The organism is Kangiella sp. M94, assembly GCF_054926195.1.
On record NZ_CM142903.1, the window covers coordinates 1,529,954 to 1,552,264 of the forward strand.

General features: G+C 42.4%; 17 protein-coding genes. 5 read left to right on the top strand and 12 right to left on the bottom strand.

Annotated elements, in window-relative coordinates; translation table 11 throughout:
• The first annotated feature begins 206 nt into the window (after positions 1 to 206).
• On the top strand, positions 207 to 1,109 hold the full coding sequence (locus ACYTXU_RS07010; RefSeq protein ID WP_462205900.1) for a pseudouridine synthase: 903 nt from the start codon (positions 207 to 209) through the stop codon (positions 1,107 to 1,109).
• Positions 1,110 to 1,159: 50 nt separating this feature from the next.
• Positions 1,160 to 1,429, top strand: coding sequence for a DksA/TraR family C4-type zinc finger protein (locus tag ACYTXU_RS07015; RefSeq protein ID WP_462205901.1), 270 nt, complete (start codon positions 1,160 to 1,162; stop codon positions 1,427 to 1,429).
• 264 nt (positions 1,430 to 1,693) lie between these two features.
• On the opposite strand, the gene ACYTXU_RS07020 is transcribed toward ACYTXU_RS07015, so the two are convergent.
• Complete coding sequence (locus tag ACYTXU_RS07020; RefSeq protein WP_462205902.1) at positions 1,694 to 2,284, bottom strand: hypothetical protein; 591 nt, start codon at positions 2,282 to 2,284, stop codon at positions 1,694 to 1,696.
• Positions 2,285 to 2,425: 141 nt separating this feature from the next.
• Between ACYTXU_RS07020 and ACYTXU_RS07025 the strand changes: the two genes are divergently transcribed.
• Complete coding sequence (locus tag ACYTXU_RS07025) at positions 2,426 to 3,385, top strand: transposase (RefSeq protein WP_462205903.1); 960 nt, start codon at positions 2,426 to 2,428, stop codon at positions 3,383 to 3,385.
• Positions 3,386 to 3,721: 336 nt separating this feature from the next.
• Positions 3,722 to 4,024 carry an integrase core domain-containing protein gene (locus tag ACYTXU_RS07030; protein WP_462205904.1) on the top strand — a complete coding sequence of 101 codons (303 nt, stop codon included), beginning with the start codon at positions 3,722 to 3,724 and terminating at the stop codon, positions 4,022 to 4,024.
• Positions 4,025 to 4,364: 340 nt separating this feature from the next.
• Here ACYTXU_RS07030 and ACYTXU_RS07035 read toward each other — a convergent pair whose 3' ends face one another.
• The 10 genes from ACYTXU_RS07035 to ACYTXU_RS07080 form a co-directional block, all read right to left on the bottom strand.
• Complete coding sequence (locus ACYTXU_RS07035) at positions 4,365 to 4,820, bottom strand: hypothetical protein (RefSeq protein WP_462205905.1); 456 nt, start codon at positions 4,818 to 4,820, stop codon at positions 4,365 to 4,367.
• A 16-nt stretch (positions 4,821 to 4,836) separates the two neighbouring features.
• Positions 4,837 to 6,249 carry an RHS repeat domain-containing protein gene (locus ACYTXU_RS07040; RefSeq protein WP_462205907.1) on the bottom strand — a complete coding sequence of 471 codons (1,413 nt, stop codon included), beginning with the start codon at positions 6,247 to 6,249 and terminating at the stop codon, positions 4,837 to 4,839.
• Between the two features lie 210 nt (positions 6,250 to 6,459).
• On the bottom strand, positions 6,460 to 7,905 hold the full coding sequence (locus tag ACYTXU_RS07045; RefSeq protein ID WP_462205908.1) for a bifunctional 2-methylcitrate dehydratase/aconitate hydratase: 1,446 nt from the start codon (positions 7,903 to 7,905) through the stop codon (positions 6,460 to 6,462).
• A gap of 171 nt (positions 7,906 to 8,076) precedes the next feature.
• Complete coding sequence (locus ACYTXU_RS07050) at positions 8,077 to 8,832, bottom strand: 4'-phosphopantetheinyl transferase family protein (protein ID WP_462205910.1); 756 nt, start codon at positions 8,830 to 8,832, stop codon at positions 8,077 to 8,079.
• Positions 8,805 to 9,284, bottom strand: a complete 480-nt coding sequence (locus tag ACYTXU_RS07055; protein ID WP_462205911.1) for an SRPBCC family protein — start codon at positions 9,282 to 9,284, stop codon at positions 8,805 to 8,807. The genes ACYTXU_RS07050 and ACYTXU_RS07055 overlap by 28 nt, the downstream gene beginning before the upstream one ends.
• Before the next feature lie 15 nt (positions 9,285 to 9,299).
• Complete coding sequence (locus ACYTXU_RS07060) at positions 9,300 to 13,295, bottom strand: non-ribosomal peptide synthetase (protein ID WP_462205912.1); 3,996 nt, start codon at positions 13,293 to 13,295, stop codon at positions 9,300 to 9,302.
• An 18-nt stretch (positions 13,296 to 13,313) separates the two neighbouring features.
• A complete protein-coding gene (locus tag ACYTXU_RS07065; RefSeq protein WP_462205913.1) occupies positions 13,314 to 13,592 on the bottom strand; it encodes an acyl carrier protein in 279 nt (92 codons plus the stop codon).
• Complete coding sequence (locus ACYTXU_RS07070; protein ID WP_462205915.1) at positions 13,589 to 15,376, bottom strand: acyl-CoA dehydrogenase; 1,788 nt, start codon at positions 15,374 to 15,376, stop codon at positions 13,589 to 13,591. The genes ACYTXU_RS07065 and ACYTXU_RS07070 overlap by 4 nt, the downstream gene beginning before the upstream one ends.
• A gap of 2 nt (positions 15,377 to 15,378) precedes the next feature.
• Positions 15,379 to 17,136, bottom strand: a complete 1,758-nt coding sequence (locus tag ACYTXU_RS07075; RefSeq protein ID WP_462205917.1) for a fatty acyl-AMP ligase — start codon at positions 17,134 to 17,136, stop codon at positions 15,379 to 15,381.
• Positions 17,136 to 19,481, bottom strand: coding sequence for an efflux RND transporter permease subunit (locus ACYTXU_RS07080; RefSeq protein WP_462205918.1), 2,346 nt, complete (start codon positions 19,479 to 19,481; stop codon positions 17,136 to 17,138). Before ACYTXU_RS07080 ends, ACYTXU_RS07075 begins: the two co-directional genes overlap by 1 nt.
• Before the next feature lie 557 nt (positions 19,482 to 20,038).
• On the opposite strand from ACYTXU_RS07080, the gene ACYTXU_RS07085 reads away from it, so the two are divergent.
• Positions 20,039 to 21,322 (top strand): NAD(P)/FAD-dependent oxidoreductase, encoded by a 1,284-nt coding sequence (locus ACYTXU_RS07085; RefSeq protein ID WP_462205919.1) that lies wholly within the window; start codon positions 20,039 to 20,041, stop codon positions 21,320 to 21,322.
• A gap of 74 nt (positions 21,323 to 21,396) precedes the next feature.
• Here the strand turns inward: ACYTXU_RS07085 and ACYTXU_RS07090 are convergent, their stop codons facing one another.
• The gene (locus tag ACYTXU_RS07090; RefSeq protein WP_462205920.1) at positions 21,397 to 22,290 is read right to left on the bottom strand and encodes a DUF5694 domain-containing protein; all 894 of its coding nucleotides are present in this window, start codon (positions 22,288 to 22,290) and stop codon (positions 21,397 to 21,399) included.
• Between the last annotated feature and the right edge of the window lie 21 nt (positions 22,291 to 22,311).

The following is a 22,311-nucleotide window of genomic DNA, read 5'->3' on the forward strand; positions in this document are numbered from 1 at the left end:
AGTCATAGACCTTGAACGTTAAAGGTTCTTACCCTAGATATAAGATACCCTCCTAACCCAACTATCTTATATCGCTTTTAGCTCCCTCACCGGGAGCTTTTTTTTAGTTAATCAAATGTGAAACAAAAAGCCACACACTAATCTAGTCTTTTTCTTTGACCAGCAAACCCATACAATGTGGCCCTAATCAACACATCGTATATTTTGTGCCCAAAGCCGATAAACCTTCAAAAGTAACGCTACCAGTTCGAAGTAACTATAAGTCAGTCCTGTCATTCCTGGTTGATACCTTTCCTCATGTATCTGAAACTGAGTGGATGAATCGTATGGCTGAAGGGAAAGTCTATTGGGAAAACCGCGCTAACGTTACAGTCGATGCAGAATATCAAGCAGGTAGAGTTTTATATTATCATCGCGAGGTGGAACAAGAGCCCACTATTCCCTTTACAGAGGTTATCATTGAGCACAATGAGCATTTTTTAATTGCCTACAAGCCCCACTTCCTGCCTGTTATGCCGGGTGGCATTTTTGTTAACGAGTGTTTACAACAAAGATTGATCAATAAAACTGGCAACCAGAACCTTCAAGCGGTTCATCGACTTGATCGAGACACCGCCGGACTAGTCATGTTTTCAACCAACCCTGATACTCGCAACCAATATCATCAGTTGTTTGCCCAGCAAAGCATTGAAAAACAGTATCAGGCAATCGCTAAGACTCAAACAGAAGAGAATCAAAGCAGTAAAAGTTGGCATATTCAGAATTATCTGGCTCGCTCAAACCCTCAATTTCTTTTCCAAAACCTTGATGCGCCCCCACACGATAAAGATGCTCAATATGCAGAATCACTTATCCATTGTGAAGTAGATAACCATCAGCTAGGACTGTTCACTTTATCTCCTATAACTGGGCGCACACACCAGTTACGCCTTCATATGATGTCCATCGGCTTTCCGATACTTAACGATCGTTTTTACCCTTCCCTGCAGCCTAGGCAACCGGACAATTTCAAGCAGCCATTACAGTTAGTGGCCCACAAACTTAGCTTCGTCGACCCCATCAGTGGACAACAGCGTGCCTTTACGAGCCCCGTGCAACTTGAAATTTAGACAAAAAGCCTCACAATAGTCAGTAACAGTTACCACTATCCCCTAATATTATGGCTTCAGGTTGGGCGCGCGAAGGCGCGGTACAGGAACAGATTGAAAGCACCATCAAAGATGGCGTTGAGCGTGCGCGCAGCGAAATGAACCATGCTGCAGAGTCACTGACTCACTGCGAATGGTGCGATGACAAAATACCAGAGCCGCGCAGACAGGCGATAAAAGGCGTACGCTTTTGCATTATGTGCCAGGAAGAGTATGAGAAAGAAAAACAAGCCGCCGCTGGCATGAATCGTCGCGGAAGCAAAGACAGTCAGTTACGATAGGTGATTGTTTTATTAAGAAGTAATTGTACCCACCGCCCCCAACTGACCACCCGTACCAGAAAAACCTGATTTGATACAACCCTTCCTTTTTAAACACAAAACCGAAGCATCCACTTTAATCAGGACTCAACAACACGGGCTAACTCTAAAATATGGGTGTCCTAGATTTTTGCATCCCAGATTTTCCGCTTAACCAAATCAACCTTGAAAAATCATAACAAAACTCTAGCGGACATGCGGACAGGACAGTTAGCACAAATTAATTCAACCTGAGCTCATTAATTTTTCAAAGTATTGCTGCATTTTTAAAATTAAAATATCTAATTCTGTCAAAGTGTAAGGCTGGCCATTGTAATTTCCTAAACTTACAATAGTGAAATTGGCCACTTGGCCTTTTTTATCATCCACTTTAAACGTTAATAATTTGCAAGGTGTTGGCCAAAAAACCTCACCTATACTTTCGCTTTTAACATCCTCTAATAGTTCTATAAAAACAAGGTTGGCATCGTCAGCCTTCAAACTTTGTTTAACACCTTTAGTAGAGCTGGGATATACAGTTTTACCTTTGTAACCGAGAAAATAAGCTTCATAAACAACATGGTCTGAGTTCCCAACCTCTAATAGTATATAGCTTGAATAGTCATCCATTCTTCCTAATGAATCAAGAAAGCTATCCCTTGTAGAATATTCTGAAGCCCAATTTTCTTTACATTCGTTAAGAATAGCTTTAGAACTGTTATTAAGCTCTAAAGTGTCTGGGTGGTTTATGTTATGTTCAATCTCACAAGAGGCTAAAAATATAAAAACAATAAATACTATTTTACTTTTCGACCTGAACAATCTGTTCTTCGCCATTTTTTCCTCACTGAATTAACCCTAATGAAACTTTGGGACACCCACAATTATTTCGCACAAGATTAACAGAGATTAGCCACTGACCGTAGCAGTTTCTTTCGATACGATAAGTGCCACATGGATAATTGCTAAGGATAGCTTATGACTGTGGCGCGTAGCCGACTGATTGATGTTCACTCAACTCCCTATTACCACATTACCTGCCGTTGTGTGCGCCGTGCTTTTCTGTGTGGTGTCGATAGTTATACGGGTAAGGATTATGAGCATCGTCGAAGCTGGATTGAGGATAAATTGTTTGAGTTAACCTCGGTTTTTGCGATTGATGTGGCTGCCTATGCCGTCATGAGCAATCACTATCATTTGGCGTTACGTATTGACGATGAGCAAGCTCAGAGCTGGTCGACGCGCGAGGTGTTGGAGCGTTGGACACAGCTGTTTAACGGCAGCATGATCGCGCAGCGCTATCTAGCCGGTGCAACCTTAGGCGATGCCGAGTTGGAGGTGCTGGATGAGCTGGTTAATGAGTACCGTCAACGTTTGATGAGTATCAGTTGGCTGATGCGTATTCTCAATGAATCAATCGCACGCATGGCCAATCAGGAAGATAATTGTAAGGGCAAGTTCTTTGAGAGTCGCTTTAAATCGCAAGCCATGCTGGATGAAGCGGCGCTTTTATCCTGCATGGCGTACGTGGATTTAAATCCAATAAGAGCCAAGATGGCAGCCACACCCAAGGCTTCAGATTACACCTCCATCCAGGCACGTATCCGGCAGGATGTAGAGAAAGCCTTATTACCCTTTATTGGTAACGAACGACAAGAGCAACCCAAAGGCATTGCCTTTCACTTGACCGATTATCTGGAGCTGGTCGACTGGTCGGGACGCGCCATTCGACACAATAAGCGAGGCAGTATTCCGCAGTCTTTACCGCCCATTTTAGAGCGACTGAATCTTACCGAGGATGACTGGTTGTTGCAGACACAATTCTTTGAGAAGAAGTTTAAGCGCGCTGCCGGACATTGGTACAACTTAAGTCAGCTCGCTAACCGGCTTGGGCAACACTGGTTACATGGCAAATCCTTCAAACCGATAACAACATAAACCCACAATCAAAGTCGAATCAATCTATCAAGCCAGCTTGAGGCTTAACCCTGCCTTAAACTCAGCAAAAACCATCCTGTAAGCGGCTTTTATAAAACCCTTCCTTTTTAAGTGCAACATCTAACCATCCATTCCAAATTAAAACTCCACAACACGGGCTAACTCTAAAATGTGGGTGTCCTAGTTTTTTTTACCTTTGTGGACAACAAGCCTGTACTTGGTGTGATTGAACATCATTCACGAAAGCTTATGGGATTAATACCGCTCAGCTCGAAGTCGTCATTGAATATCATTAAGCAGCTTATCAAGTTATTTCGCTATTCCAAGAAACCTACAATGATTAGAAGTGACAACGAGGCTTGCTTCAATTCAAAGCTACTCAGGCTCTTTCTAAAATTAGCAGGTATCAAACATCAAACTATTGAGAAGCATTGCCCATGGAAGAATGGTCGAATTGAGCGGTTGTTTGGCACTTTGAAATCAACACTTAATGGGCTGCCGATTAAACCAGAAGAATTACCATTACTCTGTTACAACTTTCAACAGTGGTATAACGTCATTCGTCCACACCAATCTCTCAACGGTAAAACACCGGAAGAAGTTTATTGGACACAGGTAAGGAAGCAATATCGACAATAAATAATACGCTCAATATTCAATACCAATCACCGTCCGCAAGTTCGGTCGATACTCGGTGCTTTGCATTCAAAAAAATGGTTGAATATTGAGCAGAACAAATGTTGTAAAGTGAAAAACAAGAACAATCTTTAAGAGCAAGCAAAAAAACAAAGGTTGATTTGACTATTTCTTGATCAAATCAACCTTGATATATCATAACAAAACTCTAGCGGACATGCGGACAGGACACCGAGCGCTGCTGGGGATACTCCGAATGCCGTATCCGAAAAAGCCAAGCAGGGCTTGGCTTTTCGTCTATTGAAGGTAGAGGCCACTAAACTTCAGCTATGCCTGCTCCTTTTTATTTAACTTCTATATTCAAGGAATTAGATATATAAACACTATCTTCAGAATAGCCTAAGCCTTCACTCAGCCTGTTCACATACCTAACAACCACAGAGTATTTACCATCTGGTAGGCCTAATCTTTTAAAGATATACTCCTTACTTATTGCTTTTCCGACAAACTCTGAAGGTTTTAACTTAACAATATGTTCTGGTTCAATAACTGGAGAAATTCTAAACTTAGACCTATCGTAGTGTTTCTTCCCGTTTACATCAGTAAACACAAACTCAAAATCTCCCATGCTTATATCACCCACCGCCATTCTTTTATTTACCATTAGATTCATATTAGATGTGTTTTTTATAATGAAATATAGACCATCCTCTACCTCTAAAATATGAGTTTCTAATTGTTTTGCTGAGGCACAACTAAATGTGAACATTAACACTGTACATATCAACATTTTTTTCATATAAATCCACCTCTCATTAATTGGTTTTCCGTGGCAAGTTAGGATAAGAACTGTAGGTCGAGAAGTCGCCTCTCATTGCTCTTTCATAGTTCTTCTGATTCAATTTATTCAAATATCCCTCGTAATAAATCTGTCTAAGATCTTTGATTTCATTTTTTGTTAACCCAAATCTTTTAGCTTGATCAAGCTCATATTGATAAGCTTGAACTTCTTGTAAATACACAGGCTGGGGGCCAGTCCAATATTTCTTATTTAACATCTGCATTTGTACATGCACCTCAACTTCGTGAGCAATAACCGAACCTAACCATCCAAATGAATTTCTAACAAATGCACGTGGTCCAATTTCTACATCTGCCTGAGTATTATTATAATTTGGTGATGTAATACCATCTTGAGTTATATTTTCGTTATAAGATAAAGAACTTACACCTTCCAACCCTATTCTAAAGTGTTTTACAGCCTCATCAATTGCTTTCTGCCTGTCCTTAGGGTCCTTTGATGCCATTAAAGATTTTAGATAAGCTTCACGCTCCCGGTTCGATTGTTCAGTTCTTGAACTAGCAATATCAGCTTCATGATGAACCAAACTACTATTTAAAGCAGCACGCTGTTTAGTACCACCACTTGTTGGGCCAACTGTAATATGGGTAGTTTCATTATCACCAGCAATAGTAATGCTCTCAATATCTTTGATTGGTGTACTTCCAATATCTTCAGTATTAACATTTACCTTGGACACAATTGCAACTTTCCTTACCACACCGTTTTCATCTGTGAGAGTTCCAAAATGTAATTTTCCTGAAGGACGTTCCCAAACCGTTTCACACATAGCATTTCGTTCACAACTAAACTTATACCCACTCGGATCAGTCCCGGCCAGCGGATTATTCATAATGTAGGAGTACGGATTCATGCTCTGGCTGTTGCCAGGACTCTGAATGAACGGATCGACGGAGAGGAATCGGCCCAGATTGTAGTCGTACGCGCGTCCATTCATATGAATGAGTTCAGCGTCATCGAGGTGCTCATGGTCGGTGAAACCACGATTGGTGAACGGAATATTGTCCATAAAGTCACCGCTATGCGGATCGGACAATGCCGCTTCTCTTAGCGTCGGTACCGCGACATCCATGAAGTCACCCGTTCTTGGCTTCCCGAATGGATCGTAGCTGCGGTGCTCGGTGATTTGGTTATTATGGTCCACCAGCGTGACTACTGAACCCAGCCTATCTCGCAGGGTAAAGCGGATTTTGTGATCGGCTAATGGCTGACCCACGATCTCTTCTTTACTGATAATCGCGACATCATCAATGTAGGTTTTCGTGATGGTGCTGCCGCCCTGCTCAACAATTTCAACCATCTTGTCGAGGTAAATAGTGGTTTCATCGCCTTCAGGTAATCCGGTTTTAACCTGCTTGAAGCGCATCAGGTCGGCGCCATAAGCGAAGGTACTATTGATACCGCCTTTAGTGATGCTAATCGGTTTGTTGAAGGCGTTGTAGCTGATGGTTTTGCCATCGCCTTGTTTGAGATTGCCGTTGGCATCGTATTCAAAGTCGTTGACTAAAAGCGTGCTGCCACCCGGTTGTGGTACTAATGCATGTGGTACTAATGGGGTCAGAGTACATTGATATAATTAAATCACCAACAAATTCATAAATTCATTAACGGGCGTTTCGAGGAAGGCTTCTTCGTCAAGGCAGAGGTCGATGATTTCCTGGCCGTGTTTTCTGGGGAATCGTGTGTAGACGTTCTTTTTGAATTTTTCAATAAGCACTGGGATGCCTTCATCGCGACGGAATCGGTGCCCAAGAGGATATTCAATTTCGATTTTGTCGGTTGAGCTTCCATCTTTAAAGAATATCTGGATGGCATTGGTGATGCTGCGTTTGTCAGGGTTGTGATAATCTTCTGAGTAGTTTTTGTCTTCCACCACGGACATTTTTTCGCGTAATGCACCTATCCGTTCGTCATTGGCGATATCGTCTTCATAATATTCTGCAACCAAGTCTCCGAACAATAAGCCGCACGCAACCATGTACTGTAAGCAATGATCTCTATCTGCGGGATTATGCAGTGGCCCTTCTTTGGAGATGATTCGGATCGCTGATTCATGAGTGGTCAGCTCGACTCGTTCAATATCATCCAATCGGCCCTTAATCTCATTATGTAATTGAATGGCAGCCTCAACTGCAGTTTGCGCATGAAATTCTGCAGGATAAGAAATCTTGAAGAGAATGTTTTCCATAACGTAGGAACCATAATCGCGTTGGAATTTAAACTCTTTACCGCCAAAGGACACATCATAGAAACCCCAGCCTTTAGCTGTTAAAGCTCCCGGATAGCCCATTTCACCTGTCATAGTAATCATCGCTAAACGCACTGCGCGTGATGTAGCGTCACCAGCAGCCCAGGACTTTCGCGAACCGGTGTTAGGCGAGTGCCGATAGGTGCGTAAAGATTGGCCATCAACAAAGGCTTGCGACACTGCGTCAATGATGTCTTCTTTTTCGCCGCCCAGCATATGCGCGATAACCGCAGTGGAGGCGATTTTTACCAGAATGACATGATCCAGGCCAACTCGATTGAAACTATTCTCCAATGCCAGAACTCCCTGAATTTCATGAGCTTTGACCATGGCTTCCAGCACTTCTTTCATGGTTAACGGCGAGTAGCCTTCGGCAATGGCCTGTCGACTCAAAAAGTCCGCAACAGCTAAGATCGCACCAAGATTATCCGATGGATGCCCCCACTCCGCCGCCAACCAGGTGTCATTGAAATCCAGCCAACGCACCATACAACCAATATCAAATGCCGCCTTTATCGGGTCAAGTTCGAACTGCGTTCCCGGCACTCGCGCACCAAATGGAACAAGGGTCCCCGGAACGATGGGCCCAAGATGTTTAGTGCACTCCGGATAGCGAAGCGCTAAAAAACCACAGCCGAGAGTATCCATCAGACAAAAGCGCGCTGTCTCCATCGCTTCATCACTGGCCACCACATAATCAGCAACATACTCGGCGATATCCACCAGTACCTGATCCGGTTCCTGACGAATATTTGATTCAACATTGGTGCTCATAGCTAATCCTTAATCCATGTATTGCTCATGTCTTCATACTAACGCTGAAAGTTATGGTTGTCATCAGGAGTAAGCTGACTGCACAACTGTGTCTCAGAATTTTTTAAGAATCTTTGCACTTGGAATTAAGAGCCTGTCTAAGGGCAAGAAGAGTTATTGAAACTTAACCTGTTAGGTTTCAGCTGGTAAGGTTAACAAGGTCAGAATGCAGCCCTGATACTTTTTATACCAGCCCTGGAAAATGTCACCCTGAGTAAAATGTGGGTTAAGGGAGTCAATCAACTGTATGGAAAAGCGCGACCAGCCGTTTCTGTTTTCAATAGTCGTAACCTGCGCTACTGAAAAGTCAAAAAAGCGTTTCACCATCGGGTAAAGTAATTTGTATAAACTTTCTTTTGCGGAAAAGATCACCGTTAAAGCTTCGTTCTTTTTGAGAGGAAAGTGCGGCAATAATGATGATTCATCCTCGGTTAGAATCTGACGCTTTATGACCTCATAATTCTCTTCGCAGATAAGAGGTTCCATATCAATTCCGATAGACCGAATCGTTTCACAACTTGTCACAGCGGCTACAGCTAGATTGCCAGTATGAGATATGGATCCGACAAAACCCTGCGGGAAAACAGGCATTCTAGAGTCTTCGTTCATCACTTGGCCAGGAGTTGTCATGCTTGTGGTAGCTTTCAAGCATTCAGACATAGCATTTTTTGCAGCCAGTCGGCCGGCCAAATAGTCTGACCGCCGCTTTGCAGAGGCTTCGAATAGCCTATCGGGAATGTTAATATCAAACTGTTCGAACAGTTTCAAACTACAGTGTTCAGCATCGTAGGAAACGGCTGATATGACACTAGAAATACTTTCGGGAGTTCCAAGATAGAACTCCCGCTCAACAAACGGCTTCAACCGGCTTTTTTCACTTGCTGCCAACTGGCAAATCTTTCTTTTAAGCGCTCAACATCCTCGCTAACCCGCTTGACTAATGTCTTACGAATTAAATTATGCGGAATAATACCGAAGAACTTACCCGGGGTTGCGGTAAAGACCCAATGTATCTTGACCTCAGATCCAGCTGGCTTGAATGTGTAGTGTCCCTGATAGCGTAGTGGACCAGATAATGTTTCATAAGCATAACGCTTATTTTTTTCGTACTCCGATACCTGTGCTTCAAAGTTCATTTTTCTACTTAAAAAAGCAAAGTGAATAATGTATTCCGTACCTTGCTGAATCGGCATATCAGAATTCTTCAGAGTGACCTTATCGCAAGATGACTGCCACTCCTCATCGTTAACAGGATTTGCCAGGTATTGATAAACTTCATCAATAGTCCCCGGCAAGCTGTAATCCAAAACCACTGTAATATCCTTACTTTGTCCGCTCATTGTTTTCTCCAAATTCTAAGAAGCTTTCTTTACTCTTGCGTTGTTAGTCATTAAATGTTGATTCAAATGCTCAGCAATCAGCTGGACATTCGGTTTATACATAATAGAGTTATGATCGCCGGGGATATCAACCACAGAAAAATCATTGCGTAATATGCTGTCCCAACCTAAATACTCACCGAAATCTTCAGGTTCATTTTCCGCCCGGTATAAATAGACATCTAAGTCGTAGCGCTTTTCATCATACATTTGCAGTGCCATGCCATTTGCAATATAGACCTGGAAAAAGTTAAGCAGGCTTTCAACATCGGTATCAGCATCTAAAATGTCTATGTCACGCGCCCGGTCGAGCACATATTCAAACTGATCTTCAGGTTCAATATCTCTCAGTATTTCGACAGGAATATCCAACGTTTTATTGTGTGGTACAGCAAGATCACGGGCAAACCAGGATAGCAGTGTCGCATCGTCACCATCGCTGGGATGATTAGCAACAATGGGAGCCCTAGTATCGAAAACATGTATCCCCTCAACATCATGACCTAATGCTTGGAGCTGCGATGCGGTCTCGTATGCTAAGACGCCTCCGAAACACCACCCTCCTAATCGGAAAGGACCATCGGGTTGATTAATGAGTATTTTTTCAACATATTTTGACGCTATATCTTCTATACCAACTTCTATTTCATCTGCATCTTTAATACCGGGAGATTGATAGGCAAATACCGGAATAGCGCTATCAAGATATTGATTTAATGCCATGTAGCAATGAATGGTTCCACCAATAGGATGAAGCAAATGCAAAGGCCGAACTTCAGTGTGACCTTTGTTAAGAGACACAACAATATGATCGTCAGAGCCAAAATCACTGTGACTGATAGCTGATGCCATTGCTTCAATTGTTGTATTGCTAAATATAAACTGGTTGTTTAAATTCAGATCAAAGTTTTCATTAATCTTGCCGATCAATTTCATAGCCAATAACGAGTGACCACCAATATCATAGAAGTCATCATCAACACTGATGGCCTCCTGATTTAGAACGGCCTGCCACAACCCAAGTAGCTGTCTCTCTAAATCTGAGCTTGGCTCGATCAGTGTCCTATTATGGATAGTTGCAAAATCAAACTTTGGCAATTGCTTACGATCAACTTTCCCATTAGAGTTCAGTGGTAACTTCTCCAGTTCAATAATGAAATTAGGAATCATGTAATACGGAAGCAAATGCTTCAATTCCGACTTTACCATTTTATCTGTCAGACTCTGTTCGCCACTACTGACAAAATATCCAATGAGAGTTAGCTCACCGTTCAGCTTTTCTGCGACTACTACGGCATCCCTGACACCAGTGACTTTGCGAAAGTTCTCTTCTATATCAGAAAGCTCTATACGAAAGCCTCTGATTTTGAGTTGATTATCACGACGACCAAGACATTCAAGCTGTCGATCATGAGTGAGTCGACCAAGATCACCAGTCTGATAAATCTTATGTCCGAAACGGTCGGACCATAGGTAGGCCCGCTCTGTTAAATCGTTTCTATTGAAGTAGCCTTTGGTTAATCCATCCCCAGCTATATAGATATCGCCAACCACACCGACGGGGACCGGTTTTAAGGCCTTATCAAGAATCATGACTGTAGTATTGGCAATGGGAGTTCCAATATCGACTTGTGCTCCCTTATATTCAGACAGCGTTGACCAGACAGTCGTTTCCGTCGGTCCGTAAACATTGAATAGCCTTGAACATCTTTCTGATAAATCATCAGCAAGTGACTTAGGCAGGTTTTCACCTCCACAAAGAATCGTTAGGCCTTCAACGCCCTGCCAAGCTGAATCCACCAACATTTTCCAGGTCGCGGGAGTTGCCTGCATCCAGCTAGGTTTGAATTCATGCAATTTATTGATTAACTGAGAAGCGTCTGCACTAGTGTTAGAGTCTAATATGATAGTTTTAGCGCCAACTGATAACGGCAAAAAAAGTTCCAGCACTGAGATGTCAAAAGAAATCGTGGTAACAGCTAATAGCGAATCAACTTCAGACATGCCGGGAGTCTGTGCGAAGCTACTCAACATGTTTACAACATTTCTATGGCTAACCTCAACCCCTTTCGGTCTTCCTGTTGAGCCAGAGGTGAATATCACATATGCAGATGCGTCAGGAGAAACTGACGATAATTTACGGCTACTAGATTGCTCTGCAGCTTTCTTTATGAGCTCATGAATGCTGACACTATCGATAGTGCCATTTATATCGGAATGTCCTTGGCGATCATTAATGATAAGGGATAAATGACCATCTTCGACAATCATCTGTGCTCGATCTTTAGGAAGATTTGGATCGATCGGCACATAAGCTGCGCCAGCCTTCATAATAGCTAGAAGCGTTATGATCAACTCTTTATTGCGTTCCAATGAAACGCCAACACGTTTCCCGTTAATCGAATAGTGTTCAGATAAATACTGTGCTAGCTGTGTTGATGATTTAGCCAGTTCATCATAACTCAGCTCAGAAGTCTCATCCTGAACAGCAACTCGATTGGGGTAATTCTCTGCGACCCTTTCTATCAGATCGGATATGGATACTTCTGGAATATTAAGCTCAATATTAGAATTTATGACAGACTGCATACTATTTGCATGAAGCTCTGGCAGCAGTTCAAGAGCAGAAACATCAGAGCCCAACTTGCTCAGCACCTGGTCGAGAATATGGGTAAAACTGAGTCCCAACTGATGCATGCTTTCGCGCTTAAAAAGATCATCTCGATACTTTAGAGAAACGCAGAGCTCACCGTCGACCATCGCCCCCATTTCAATATTAATGTCGTACTGCCCTTCTTGTTGTGGCAACCAATAGGGCTTAAGCAGTAAATCACCCCACTCTACACTGCTATCAGAACCCGTGTCGTTAAAGAAACCTGAAAACTCATTCAAGCCGGGTAATTTATCCCAGGCAAAGCCTGCTTGCACTAAAGCAGAACGGCTGGGATCAGGCTTAATCTTCAATGCTTTAACCAAATCAGGGAAAGAAACTTTCTGGCTTTTAACACTACTTTTAATGGCGCCAGCAGTTTCATTGATAAACTCTGATACTTTGCAATTGTCCTGAACAGAACTTCTAAGCACTATAGTATTTACAAAGTTGCCAATAGCTTTGTGGTATTTTCGTCTATCTCGTCCGGAAACCGGAGTGCCAACCAGTATCTCATCCTGACCGGTATAACTATGCAATACAATAAAATACGAAGTTAACAATAAGGTATAGGGTGTCACCTCCAGAGCCTTGGAGGTTTCTAGAAGCTTGGCGGTAATGTCATTAGGAATGCGAAACTCTATCGACTCTCCTTTAAAAGGATTAATAGCAGGCCTTAGATAGTCAGTTGAAAGATTTAAAACCGAATCGGCCATAGATATTTTTTCAGCCAAGTCAGTTACTGTGGCTTGGTACTCTTCGGTCTTTTTATATTCACAGTCGTCATCAAGATAATTATTGTATTCACAGCAAGCATCATTCGGAAAAAGGTCACCATTGGTGACAGCTGAATATGCAGATGATACATCTTTTAAGAATAGTCCTAGCGACCAAAAATCAAAACAGGAATGATGCGCTACAAACAACAGTACCTGCTCTTGACCAGCCAGTTGAAAAAGGTAGCACTTAAGTGCCACCTCATCTTCTAGCGCGAAAGGCAATCGCGAATAGTTTAAAATATTGTCTCTGGCTTCAACTGAATCAAGGTCCGATAAGTCAACACTTTTAACCTCAATTATCTGTTCCGTCGGTCTAAAATAAATATCCTCCTGATACTCACAAAAAACGGACTGGAGAGCCGTGTGCTTTTTCTGCACTAGTGATACCGCACTCTGCAATTGGTCAAGCTCACAACCATTAATAACCTGAGCAGCGAACACAAGGTTGTACGCTGCCGTAGACGGGTTACTTTTCTGTATGTAATACAAGCCTTTTTGAGTTGCGGTTGCGTGTTTTAACAGTTCCATTTCATCAACACTCATAATATTCCTATAGTCGATTTATAAGGTTAAGTCTTCAAAGTTATTAGCCACATATTCAGCCATTTCATTGATGTTGTTAAAGTCCCATAACAAAGTGCTTGGCAACTCAATATCATACTTATCTTCCAGATCACCAATTAGAGTGATGGCATCAATTGAGTCTAAACCGTATCCAGTAAATGTTTTACTGAGATCGACTTCATCCTCTGAGATAGATAAGCGCTTAGCTAATAAAGTCTTGGTTTCTAGCTGAATTTCTTCAATTTGTGGTTTTGTCATTACAGTTGTATCGTTCATGCTACTTTCTCTTCCGTTTTTAATGTTTCTGAATCAATCAAAGGTAAAAGGGGTAAGCTAACCAGCGAATAGGTGTCATGCTCATTAGTTCTCCTTTGCAACTCATCTGCCGCTTTATCGTAATAGCGATTCAGGTTGTCCTGTGTTTCCACATTAAGCTCTAGCAGCAATCGGTCTAAAGCGACTACCAACCAACCTGCATCAGCAATATAAGCGTCACTGACATCCCTGTTGTACAACCAATAATTAATGGCACATACGCCAGCATGGATAATGCAATATTGTCTGGATAGACTGAACATTTCAGGTGATTGTAAGCCGATCTTATAGCCAGTATTGCCCAATACACGATCAAGGTTGGACTTGTACTTTTCGACTAACGCAGCAGTAAGATCGCGCACCGACTCAATAGCCTTAACATCATTAATTTCATCAAGCTTAGCGGGAAGCTCAACGATACTTTCCATAATGAGATCTTTGGCATGGCTGGATAGGTCAAGTTTCGCCCCATCAAACTCCTCCACTTTCTCTGTCACACGGAATAGCTGTTGCAATAACTCTTCATTGACAGGGATTTTCTTCTCAAGCACTTTCTTTTGTCTTCTTGCAAGAAGTGGCAATTGCGTGCTCAGCGAATACAGATTTACTTCAGAACTACCATCAAACAGGCTTACTACCTGGCTATCACGTAGCGACTTTTGGAAAATACCGTCTTTATGACGCTCTCTTAAGAAGAATCTTGCTCCGAGAACCGTTGCAAGATCTTTTTGTGCCTTATCAAGTTTAAGCGGAGCAAAACATTTTGCCACTGCTGATAAAATACTCAACTGCTCTGGAATAACGTGAGCTGCACGAATAAGCGTTGAGCCCACAGCATCAGTAGTGAGAATATCAACAAACGCGCCAGTCAAATATCGCTTAGCATTTGGAATATCAAAGACACTGTTCTTATAGAGCTGCCGATTTTGTGCAAAATCCATAACTACTCTTAAATTGTTCTCAAGAGCTCCTATCGATAATGTTGCACACAATGTCCTCGTCACCTGGAATGCTTTAATTGCAATTTCCAGTCCATCACCTTCTCGTCCTACTAAGCTATCATTTGATATCTTGGTTTCATTAAACTTGATACCACAAATGTTACAGCCTCTTAGCCCATAGGTTTTAACCTTGGGTAGATAACTGAAAGTGGAAGGATCAAGTTTACTTTTCTCAACCATAAATAGAGAAAGATTGCGTGCCCCTTTTTCATTGCTGGTACGAGCTAACAGCATGACCGTATCTGAACGAGCCGCTCTGTTAATAGGCCACTTCTCACCTTCTAAAATATAACCATCATCGGTTTTAACTGCTGTCAGTTGATTTGCTAATAAATCTGAACCGTGCGCCTCCTCTGAATACGCCAGACATGGCGCGCAATTATTGGACATGGTAATTTCAGCACAACGTTTCTTAAGTTTCTCATCGCCCCCGACCCATGCAATGATTGACCAAATCAAGGTACTCATTGTGACGGCAGTGGATAAATCACGACGTGCTAACACTCGCCCTAGCTCATAAATTTCTTCGTATGAGTGGAGCTCCCCGCCTAAGCTTTTAGGCACGTACTTTTGGTGTAACTTTAGAGACAGGAGAAATTGGAAAAACTCTTCTTGAAAAGATTCGCTTTCATCCAGTTCCATGATTCGCTTATAAGACATTAATGTCTCAGGATTATTGGGATCTCCCAATGCCTCTTCGAGCATCTGACCCAATTGATATTGCGGTAATTCCCTTATATTCATAACTACTCCGTGATATTAGCAACTTCTCTGGATTGTTCGTTGAAAGTATTGGCTAGTCTCTCATCAAGATAGACTTTCTTTGCATGCCGACGTTGAATTTTTCCACTGGTGGTTTTGGGCAGAGTCCCTGGCCGTATGAATTTCACATCAAATAAATACAGGCCATGGTTCTCGGCAACTTTTTCCTTAAGTACCTCTTTTACTTCTAAGTGCTGTTCAGGATCGATGCGACGGTCAATTTCTTGTAATACAACCAGCTTTTCAGCACCCTCATCTTCGATAGAAAATGCAGCACCGCTATGAGGTTTGATGTGATCACTAGCATTAACTATGGTTGCTTCAATGTCTTGAGGATAATGATTTTTGCCGCGAATAATGATCAGATCTTTAATACGACCAGTGATATAGACTTCATTATCATCAACAAACGCTAAGTCGCCCGTTCTCAGATAACGATGCTCAGTATCACCATTTAAGATGCCGACAAAATCTTCCCCAGTAATCGGGGCTTTCTGCCAGTATCCACTAGCAATGCTATCTCCCCGTACCCAAACTTCACCGATAGTACCCTCGGCAACCTCTTGAAAGGTTTCTGGATTGACAATTTTAATATCTAAGTCAGGGACGACCTTGCCGCTACTGACTAACGCAACCGACTCGTCGGACTTAAAAACGCGCTCGGCGCGGTCTGCCTGGAGATGTTCTTTGTCGAAGTGACCAATGACAGGACTGGATGAGTGGCAGGCGCTGGTAACCATCAATGTTGTTTCCGCCATCCCGTAACAAGGTAAATGACTTTGGTGATTAAACCCGTATTCTTCAAAACGGTCACTGAATGCCTTGATGGTTTCGTAACTAATTGGTTCAGCGCCATTAAAAGCAATCTGCCAACTACTAAGATCACAGTCGACCAACTGCTTATCTCGAACCCTTTTCACGCAGGCCTCGTAGATAAAGTTAGGGCCTCCCGATATGGTCCCCTTATAATCACGAATGGCATTCAACCATTTGATTGGTCTTTGTATGACAGAAATTGGCGACAAAATAACGCATGAATAACCTGTATATAACGGCTGAATTAATCCACCAATAAGACCCATATCATGATAAGGCGGTAACCAGGTCACCATACAGGAAGATTGATCCTGACCGGTTGCTAACCGAATCATTTCGGAGTTATGGATTAAGTTTCCATTGGTCACCATGACCCCTTTCGGATTACCCGTTGAACCTGAGGTGTACTGCAGGAAAACCACAGAATCTTTAGCCAAAGTCACTGGTTGCCAAGCTTCATTGCCAGTAAAAAAATCATGGCTATCAGTTGTCAACCAAGTCGCACCAAACTGATCGAGTTTATCTAATATATCTTGGCTAGTAGCCTTAACGACCTTCTCCTTAGTTAACAAAATCTTCGGAGTACAGTCTGCTAATATTCTTTCTATGCGATTAAAGTGATTGCTTTGTCTTGGTTCATAGACTGGAACTGCAATTGCACCAGCAAAAATCACAGCAAAATAAGCAACCGTATAATCAATACCCGGTGGATACATTAAAACGATACGCTCACCTGCAACGTCAAACTGTTGCAGTCTTGCTGCAAGTTGCTTAACACGATACTCAAACTCTGAGTAACTAATTTCTTCCAAATCACCATCACGATCTTTTAAATGCGTATAGGCGATTTTATCTGGTTGAACTTTGGCTCTATGCTCGACTAAGTCGATCAATGAGCCACCATAAAAGTCATGCTGATTAATCATTACACTTTCTCTCCCTGTTCGATATTTAAACGGTCCTCGTTTAAATCTTTAGCAAAAATCCAACTGTCAAACTTCAACAACAAGGCTGGCAGAACTGTTAAGTCCATAATTAAAGCCACTAACAGCGTTATCGAAGACAAGTATCCGATGGTGCTATTCACCTGGAACCCTGATGTTGCCAGAATCGCAAAACCGATGATTAAAACCACTGAGGTTACGACGATAGCCTTACCCACACTGCTATAAGTATCATTCAAAGCCTGCTGAGGGTTCATGTTGTTGATACGTCTGTTATGTACATAACGACTGATAAAGTGAATGCTGTCGTCAACAACAATCCCGAAAGTTAAAGCAGTAATAATGGATGCTGCCAGACCAATCATCCCCACGGTTAATCCCCAAACCCCTAAAGCAACCATTGCTGGCAGGATATTGGGTATCAAACTCAAAATACCTAACTTGGCGGATCTGAATGGGAATACCAGAATGAAGGAGATAACAATCAAAGCGATTGCCGTCGCCAGCAACATGCTGTCGATATTGTCTTGTGCGACATTACCAAACATCATTGACCAGCCAAGACCATCGCTGTGCATATAGCTAGGTAAGTTCTTGTTCATCCACTCTTGAGAACGTTGCTCAAAAGCCAATAGCTGATTGTTAGTGACATCTTTTAAAGTCACAGTCATACGGGTAGCTGACTTATCCATTTTTACCCGCTCAGTTATTCCAAGGCCGTAAGGCAATGAAGTTTCATAGAGCAAGATATACTGACTAATAAGATCACTATCTTCTGGAATCTTATAGAAAGACTGCTGATCATCATTCAAGTTTTTATTTAAACGCTTGATGACATCTGAGAAGGTATTAACATGCATTACCTCAGGCTGCTCATACAGCCAGCCTGTAAACTTTTCCAGATTGTTCATGTACTCAGGCGTTGATATCTTCTCATCTTTGCTAGCAGGTAAATCGTATTCAACGATACTGATCCCCGTCAGGTTATCGAGAGCAAACTCCGTCGAAGTACGCACATCATAGGATTCATCAAAGTAGCGTATAAAGTCTTCATTAAGCTCGTTTTTCATTGAAGCAGCAGATAAACCAACCGCCGCAACAATCCCTACTACAAGAACCTTTGCTGGATGTTTGGAAACCCAGGCCGCAACGCCTTTAAGCAGGTTTGAAAGGCGCTGGTTTTGTGGTTTCTTATTAGCTAGTTTTTTAACCGGCAAGATATTAATCAACGCAGGAAGAAGTGTCAGTGATAAGAAACATGCAACAGCTATTCCTACCGCAGCAATATTGCCAAGCTCTCTGAAAGGAGGAGCATCACTGAAGTTCATGGTTAAGAAACCAATTGCGGTACTTAAGGACGTTAAAATAATCGGCTTTGCATTTAACCTTAGAGCTTCCTGCATCGCTTTATGTTTTTCATAACCATTCACACGGTAATAATGAACGAAGCTCAATAACAGGTGTACACAGTCAGCAACCGCAACGGTTAAAATAATAATGGGTGCCGCACCTGATACGGGATTTAATGCCATTCCCGCCCATCCAGCGAAACCGACTGCACCACCAATAGAAAGCAACATAACAAGCAAAGTCACCGAAACAGCCGTGGTCGAACGCAACAACAAATAAAGACCGACTAAGATGATGAGTAACATCAATGGGATTAGCTTGGCGTTGTCTTTTTCAGTTGTCTCAGGGAAGGCATTGTTCATCATGACAATACCCGTTAAATACATATCGATGTTTTGGTTTGAAGCGAGCGTTTCTTCAACCAGGTTACGCGCATAGGCAACAACTTCACGAGTTTCACTATCAACCATGCCGTCAGTAAAGTTAATGGTGACATTGACACCGGTCACCGCAGCATCATCAGAAATCAGGCGGTTTTTAAGGTTAGGCTCGGCCAGCGCTGTCCGTTTAGTATTGTTAAGATCGTCCTGCGTCATGTAACTAACATCACCCACCAAATCTTCGATGATAAGATCGTCTTCGGATGCATAGCTGTGCTGGAAGTTTGTAATCGAATCAACACGTGTTGAATGTGGTATTTGCCAGCTCTTCTCGGTCAACTCTTTGATAGTCGCCAAGGTGCCTTTTGTGAATACCTCACCATCTTTGGGTGCTATGACAAATAGCAAGTTGTCACTTTGGGTGTAATCATCACCAAGTTTGTTAGAAGCGATTAGCTGTGTATTTCCTTCATCAAAATAGACCTTATAGTCTGCTGTTTGAGTTAGATTCTTAGCTCCTACAGCTAATAGCAATGCAACAACAATACTTATTGATAATAGATGCCAACGATATTTATTGACCCAACAGAAACCCATAGAGAAACCCTCTTTTGATAGAAATAACTAATGCGATAAAGATACTGAGAAGAATCCTGCATATACCTTAAATCTTCCATGTTGCAAAAAAATAAAAGTATCATGAAGAACATGTTAAAAATTTGGACAGGTAACCAGATGTTTTTGAATGGTTTTTTGGCAGTCCTTTACTTTTTTGCGGGGAAATTATAAAGACATGATGGCTTGAAAGTAAAATCATTTTTGGTTCTATCACGAGAGGTAAAACCAGTCAGAACAAAACCAATGCAAATGTAACTTATTAGTAAAACTATTGAGTCAAATGCGCTTTAAATCAGTCTATAATTTAGTCATCTGTACAAAATTGTGACACTTGGAATTTTAATAAGAATTAGAAAATTGAAAGAAAAAACGTCTGAATCGAAGCAAAAAGTAGTCACTTTTTTATATCTTAAATAGAGTTCGATAAGTACAGAAAACTGACAAGCACAAAAATATATTGGTACAGCAACAAAAGGACTCTTTTAAAGTGTTAACAATTTCGTCACAATGCTCGCAAATAACAGAAGTAAATGATTATGGCCAACTATCCAAACAGCTATTACGCAGCTACCCTTAACTCACGATTAGAAACCAATCCACTCCCGCAAAACCTTGAAGTTGAAACCTGCATCATCGGTGGCGGTTACGCAGGCCTAATGACTGCCTTGAGTTTGATCGAACGCGGCCATACCAATGTCGCGATTATCGAGAAACATAAGGTCGGCTGGGGCTGTTCTGGACGTAATGGCGGCTTTGTGTTCGGCGGCTATTCGGTTGGCCCTAAAAAGTTGATTAAGCAGGTCGGTGAAGCAAAAGCCAAAGAGCTGTATGACTTGACGATTGGTGGCGTTAACCTCATTCGTGATCGCGTTCAGAAATACCAGATCGACTGTGACCTGGTGGATAAGGGCGTATTGTGGGCTAACTGGTTCAAGGATCAGTCAGTGCTGCTTGATGAGCAGGCATTTATGCGCGACAAGATGGCAACGGACTGGCAATACATTGAGCCAGAAGTTTTGAGAGAAAAACTTAAGACTGACCGCTATCATGGCGCCTTGTTTGAACCCAATGCCATGCACTTCCATCCGCTGAATTATGCGCGCGGAATCGCCAAACAAATTCAATCACAGGGCGGCCAAGTTTTCGAAGACTGCCCAGTGCTGGATATCGATTACCAAAGTGCTACCAAGATTGTTAAAACCATCAATGGCAATGTCAGAGCCAAGAATGTTGTTTTATCAGGCGGTGGTTATATTGGTGATTTATGCAAGCCTGTAGCTCGTTCGATTCTGCCAATTTCTACCTACGTGATGACTACAGAGCCACTGGGCGATGAATTACAAAATTATATCAATACCCAGGCTGCCGTTTACGACACCCGCTTCGCTTTTGATTATTACCGTCCCTTAAAAGACACCCGCATTCTGTGGGGTGGTCGCATTAATGCCAACACCAACAAGCCTAAAGACCTCGACCACATTCTGCGTCGTGACCTGGCTAAAGTATTCCCAGAACTAAAAGACGTTAAGGTGGATTACAACTGGCAAGGCTGGATGGGCTATGCACGCCATCAGATGGCACAAATTGGCGAAGTAGCACCGAACGTCTGGTACGGCATCGGCTTTGGTGGCCATGGCGTTGCCCCCACCACTGCCGCTGGCGAAATCCTAGCAGCGGCAATCACCAAACAAAACGATACCTATAAACAATTCCAACCGTGGGGACTACCCTGGAACGGCGGCCCATTTGGGCCAATGGCCGCGCAGATGAGTTATTGGTGGTATGAACTTAAAGACTGGATGAAAGAGAAGACAGAATAACCAGGTTCCTTGGCCAATCATCAACATGGGCAGGCACACTGGCCTGCCCCTACCAAATAATTAACAGCCAAAAACTACTGTTTAATTGACTGAGAAGCTTTCTCTAAATAAGGCACTGGGTCAACTGACTTATATCCACCCAATCCATTGAGAATATACTCAAACCAGGGTTTATGCCCTGCCCCATAAATAATGACCACTCGATCGCCGGGTTTGGTGACATTCATCAGTTTTGAGATGATCTTGGTATTACGCATCATGTAGTAAGCAAACAACTCTGCACCAGCTTGCGACTCGCCCTGATCAAATTTCATTAAGTCAAAATACAGAGCATCATCAATCAAAGGGCTACCTTCAGTGTTTGCCAGCGCCAAATACTTAGCCAAATCACGATGTAAATTATCCTTGGTGAAACGATTTAAGCGCTCAGCAATATCACCAATCATGCTTTGAATTTCAGCCATACGACCTTGCTCATTGATTTGTTCCATCAATTTTTGCATCGGGAAATAATCAGGTTCACCCTCTGAGGGTTGTTCATCAATGCCATGTACTCGATTCAAACCAGCAAGTTTTGCCAGTCGATAACCAATCTGAATGGATTCATTGCGCTTGCTTAACAAGTCAGACTCTTTGAATGTATCAAAACCAGTATCAATATAATTAGGAGCTTCTGTCACTCGCTCAACAGCAACAACGGTGGGTTCAAACTCTCGTAGCGATTCGGCAATGGCTTGCAACTCTTTTTGTCTTTCTGGGGTCAAGACATCAATCGGTTCTATGTTAATGACATCCAAACCAGGGCTAGCAAAATGTTCGCTACCGATAACCATGACCTGAACCATCTTTGAATAATCTTTTACACCATTCTTCCCCAAATCCTCACTGTTACTAGCCGCTGGCCCATGACTCGCACAGGCTGACAAAAAGAGAAACAGAACAACCCACAAATAAGTAAGCCTAACCATTAACGTGCTCCAATAAATTAC

Coding starts and splice junctions, on each gene's coding strand:
- ACYTXU_RS07015 (WP_462205901.1), top strand. CDS start 1,160: ATGGCTTCAGGTTGGGCGCGCGAAGGCGCGGTACAGGAACAGATTGAA.
- ACYTXU_RS07020 (WP_462205902.1), bottom strand. CDS start 2,284: ATGGCGAAGAACAGATTGTTCAGGTCGAAAAGTAAAATAGTATTTATT.
- ACYTXU_RS07025 (WP_462205903.1), top strand. CDS start 2,426: ATGACTGTGGCGCGTAGCCGACTGATTGATGTTCACTCAACTCCCTAT.
- ACYTXU_RS07030 (WP_462205904.1), top strand. CDS start 3,722: ATGATTAGAAGTGACAACGAGGCTTGCTTCAATTCAAAGCTACTCAGG.
- ACYTXU_RS07035 (WP_462205905.1), bottom strand. CDS start 4,820: ATGAAAAAAATGTTGATATGTACAGTGTTAATGTTCACATTTAGTTGT.
- ACYTXU_RS07040 (WP_462205907.1), bottom strand. CDS start 6,249: ATGCGCTTCAAGCAGGTTAAAACCGGATTACCTGAAGGCGATGAAACC.
- ACYTXU_RS07045 (WP_462205908.1), bottom strand. CDS start 7,905: ATGAGCACCAATGTTGAATCAAATATTCGTCAGGAACCGGATCAGGTA.
- ACYTXU_RS07055 (WP_462205911.1), bottom strand. CDS start 9,284: ATGAGCGGACAAAGTAAGGATATTACAGTGGTTTTGGATTACAGCTTG.
- ACYTXU_RS07060 (WP_462205912.1), bottom strand. CDS start 13,295: ATGAGTGTTGATGAAATGGAACTGTTAAAACACGCAACCGCAACTCAA.
- ACYTXU_RS07065 (WP_462205913.1), bottom strand. CDS start 13,592: ATGAACGATACAACTGTAATGACAAAACCACAAATTGAAGAAATTCAG.
- ACYTXU_RS07070 (WP_462205915.1), bottom strand. CDS start 15,376: ATGAATATAAGGGAATTACCGCAATATCAATTGGGTCAGATGCTCGAA.
- ACYTXU_RS07075 (WP_462205917.1), bottom strand. CDS start 17,136: ATGATTAATCAGCATGACTTTTATGGTGGCTCATTGATCGACTTAGTC.
- ACYTXU_RS07080 (WP_462205918.1), bottom strand. CDS start 19,481: ATGGGTTTCTGTTGGGTCAATAAATATCGTTGGCATCTATTATCAATA.
- ACYTXU_RS07085 (WP_462205919.1), top strand. CDS start 20,039: ATGGCCAACTATCCAAACAGCTATTACGCAGCTACCCTTAACTCACGA.
- ACYTXU_RS07090 (WP_462205920.1), bottom strand. CDS start 22,290: ATGGTTAGGCTTACTTATTTGTGGGTTGTTCTGTTTCTCTTTTTGTCA.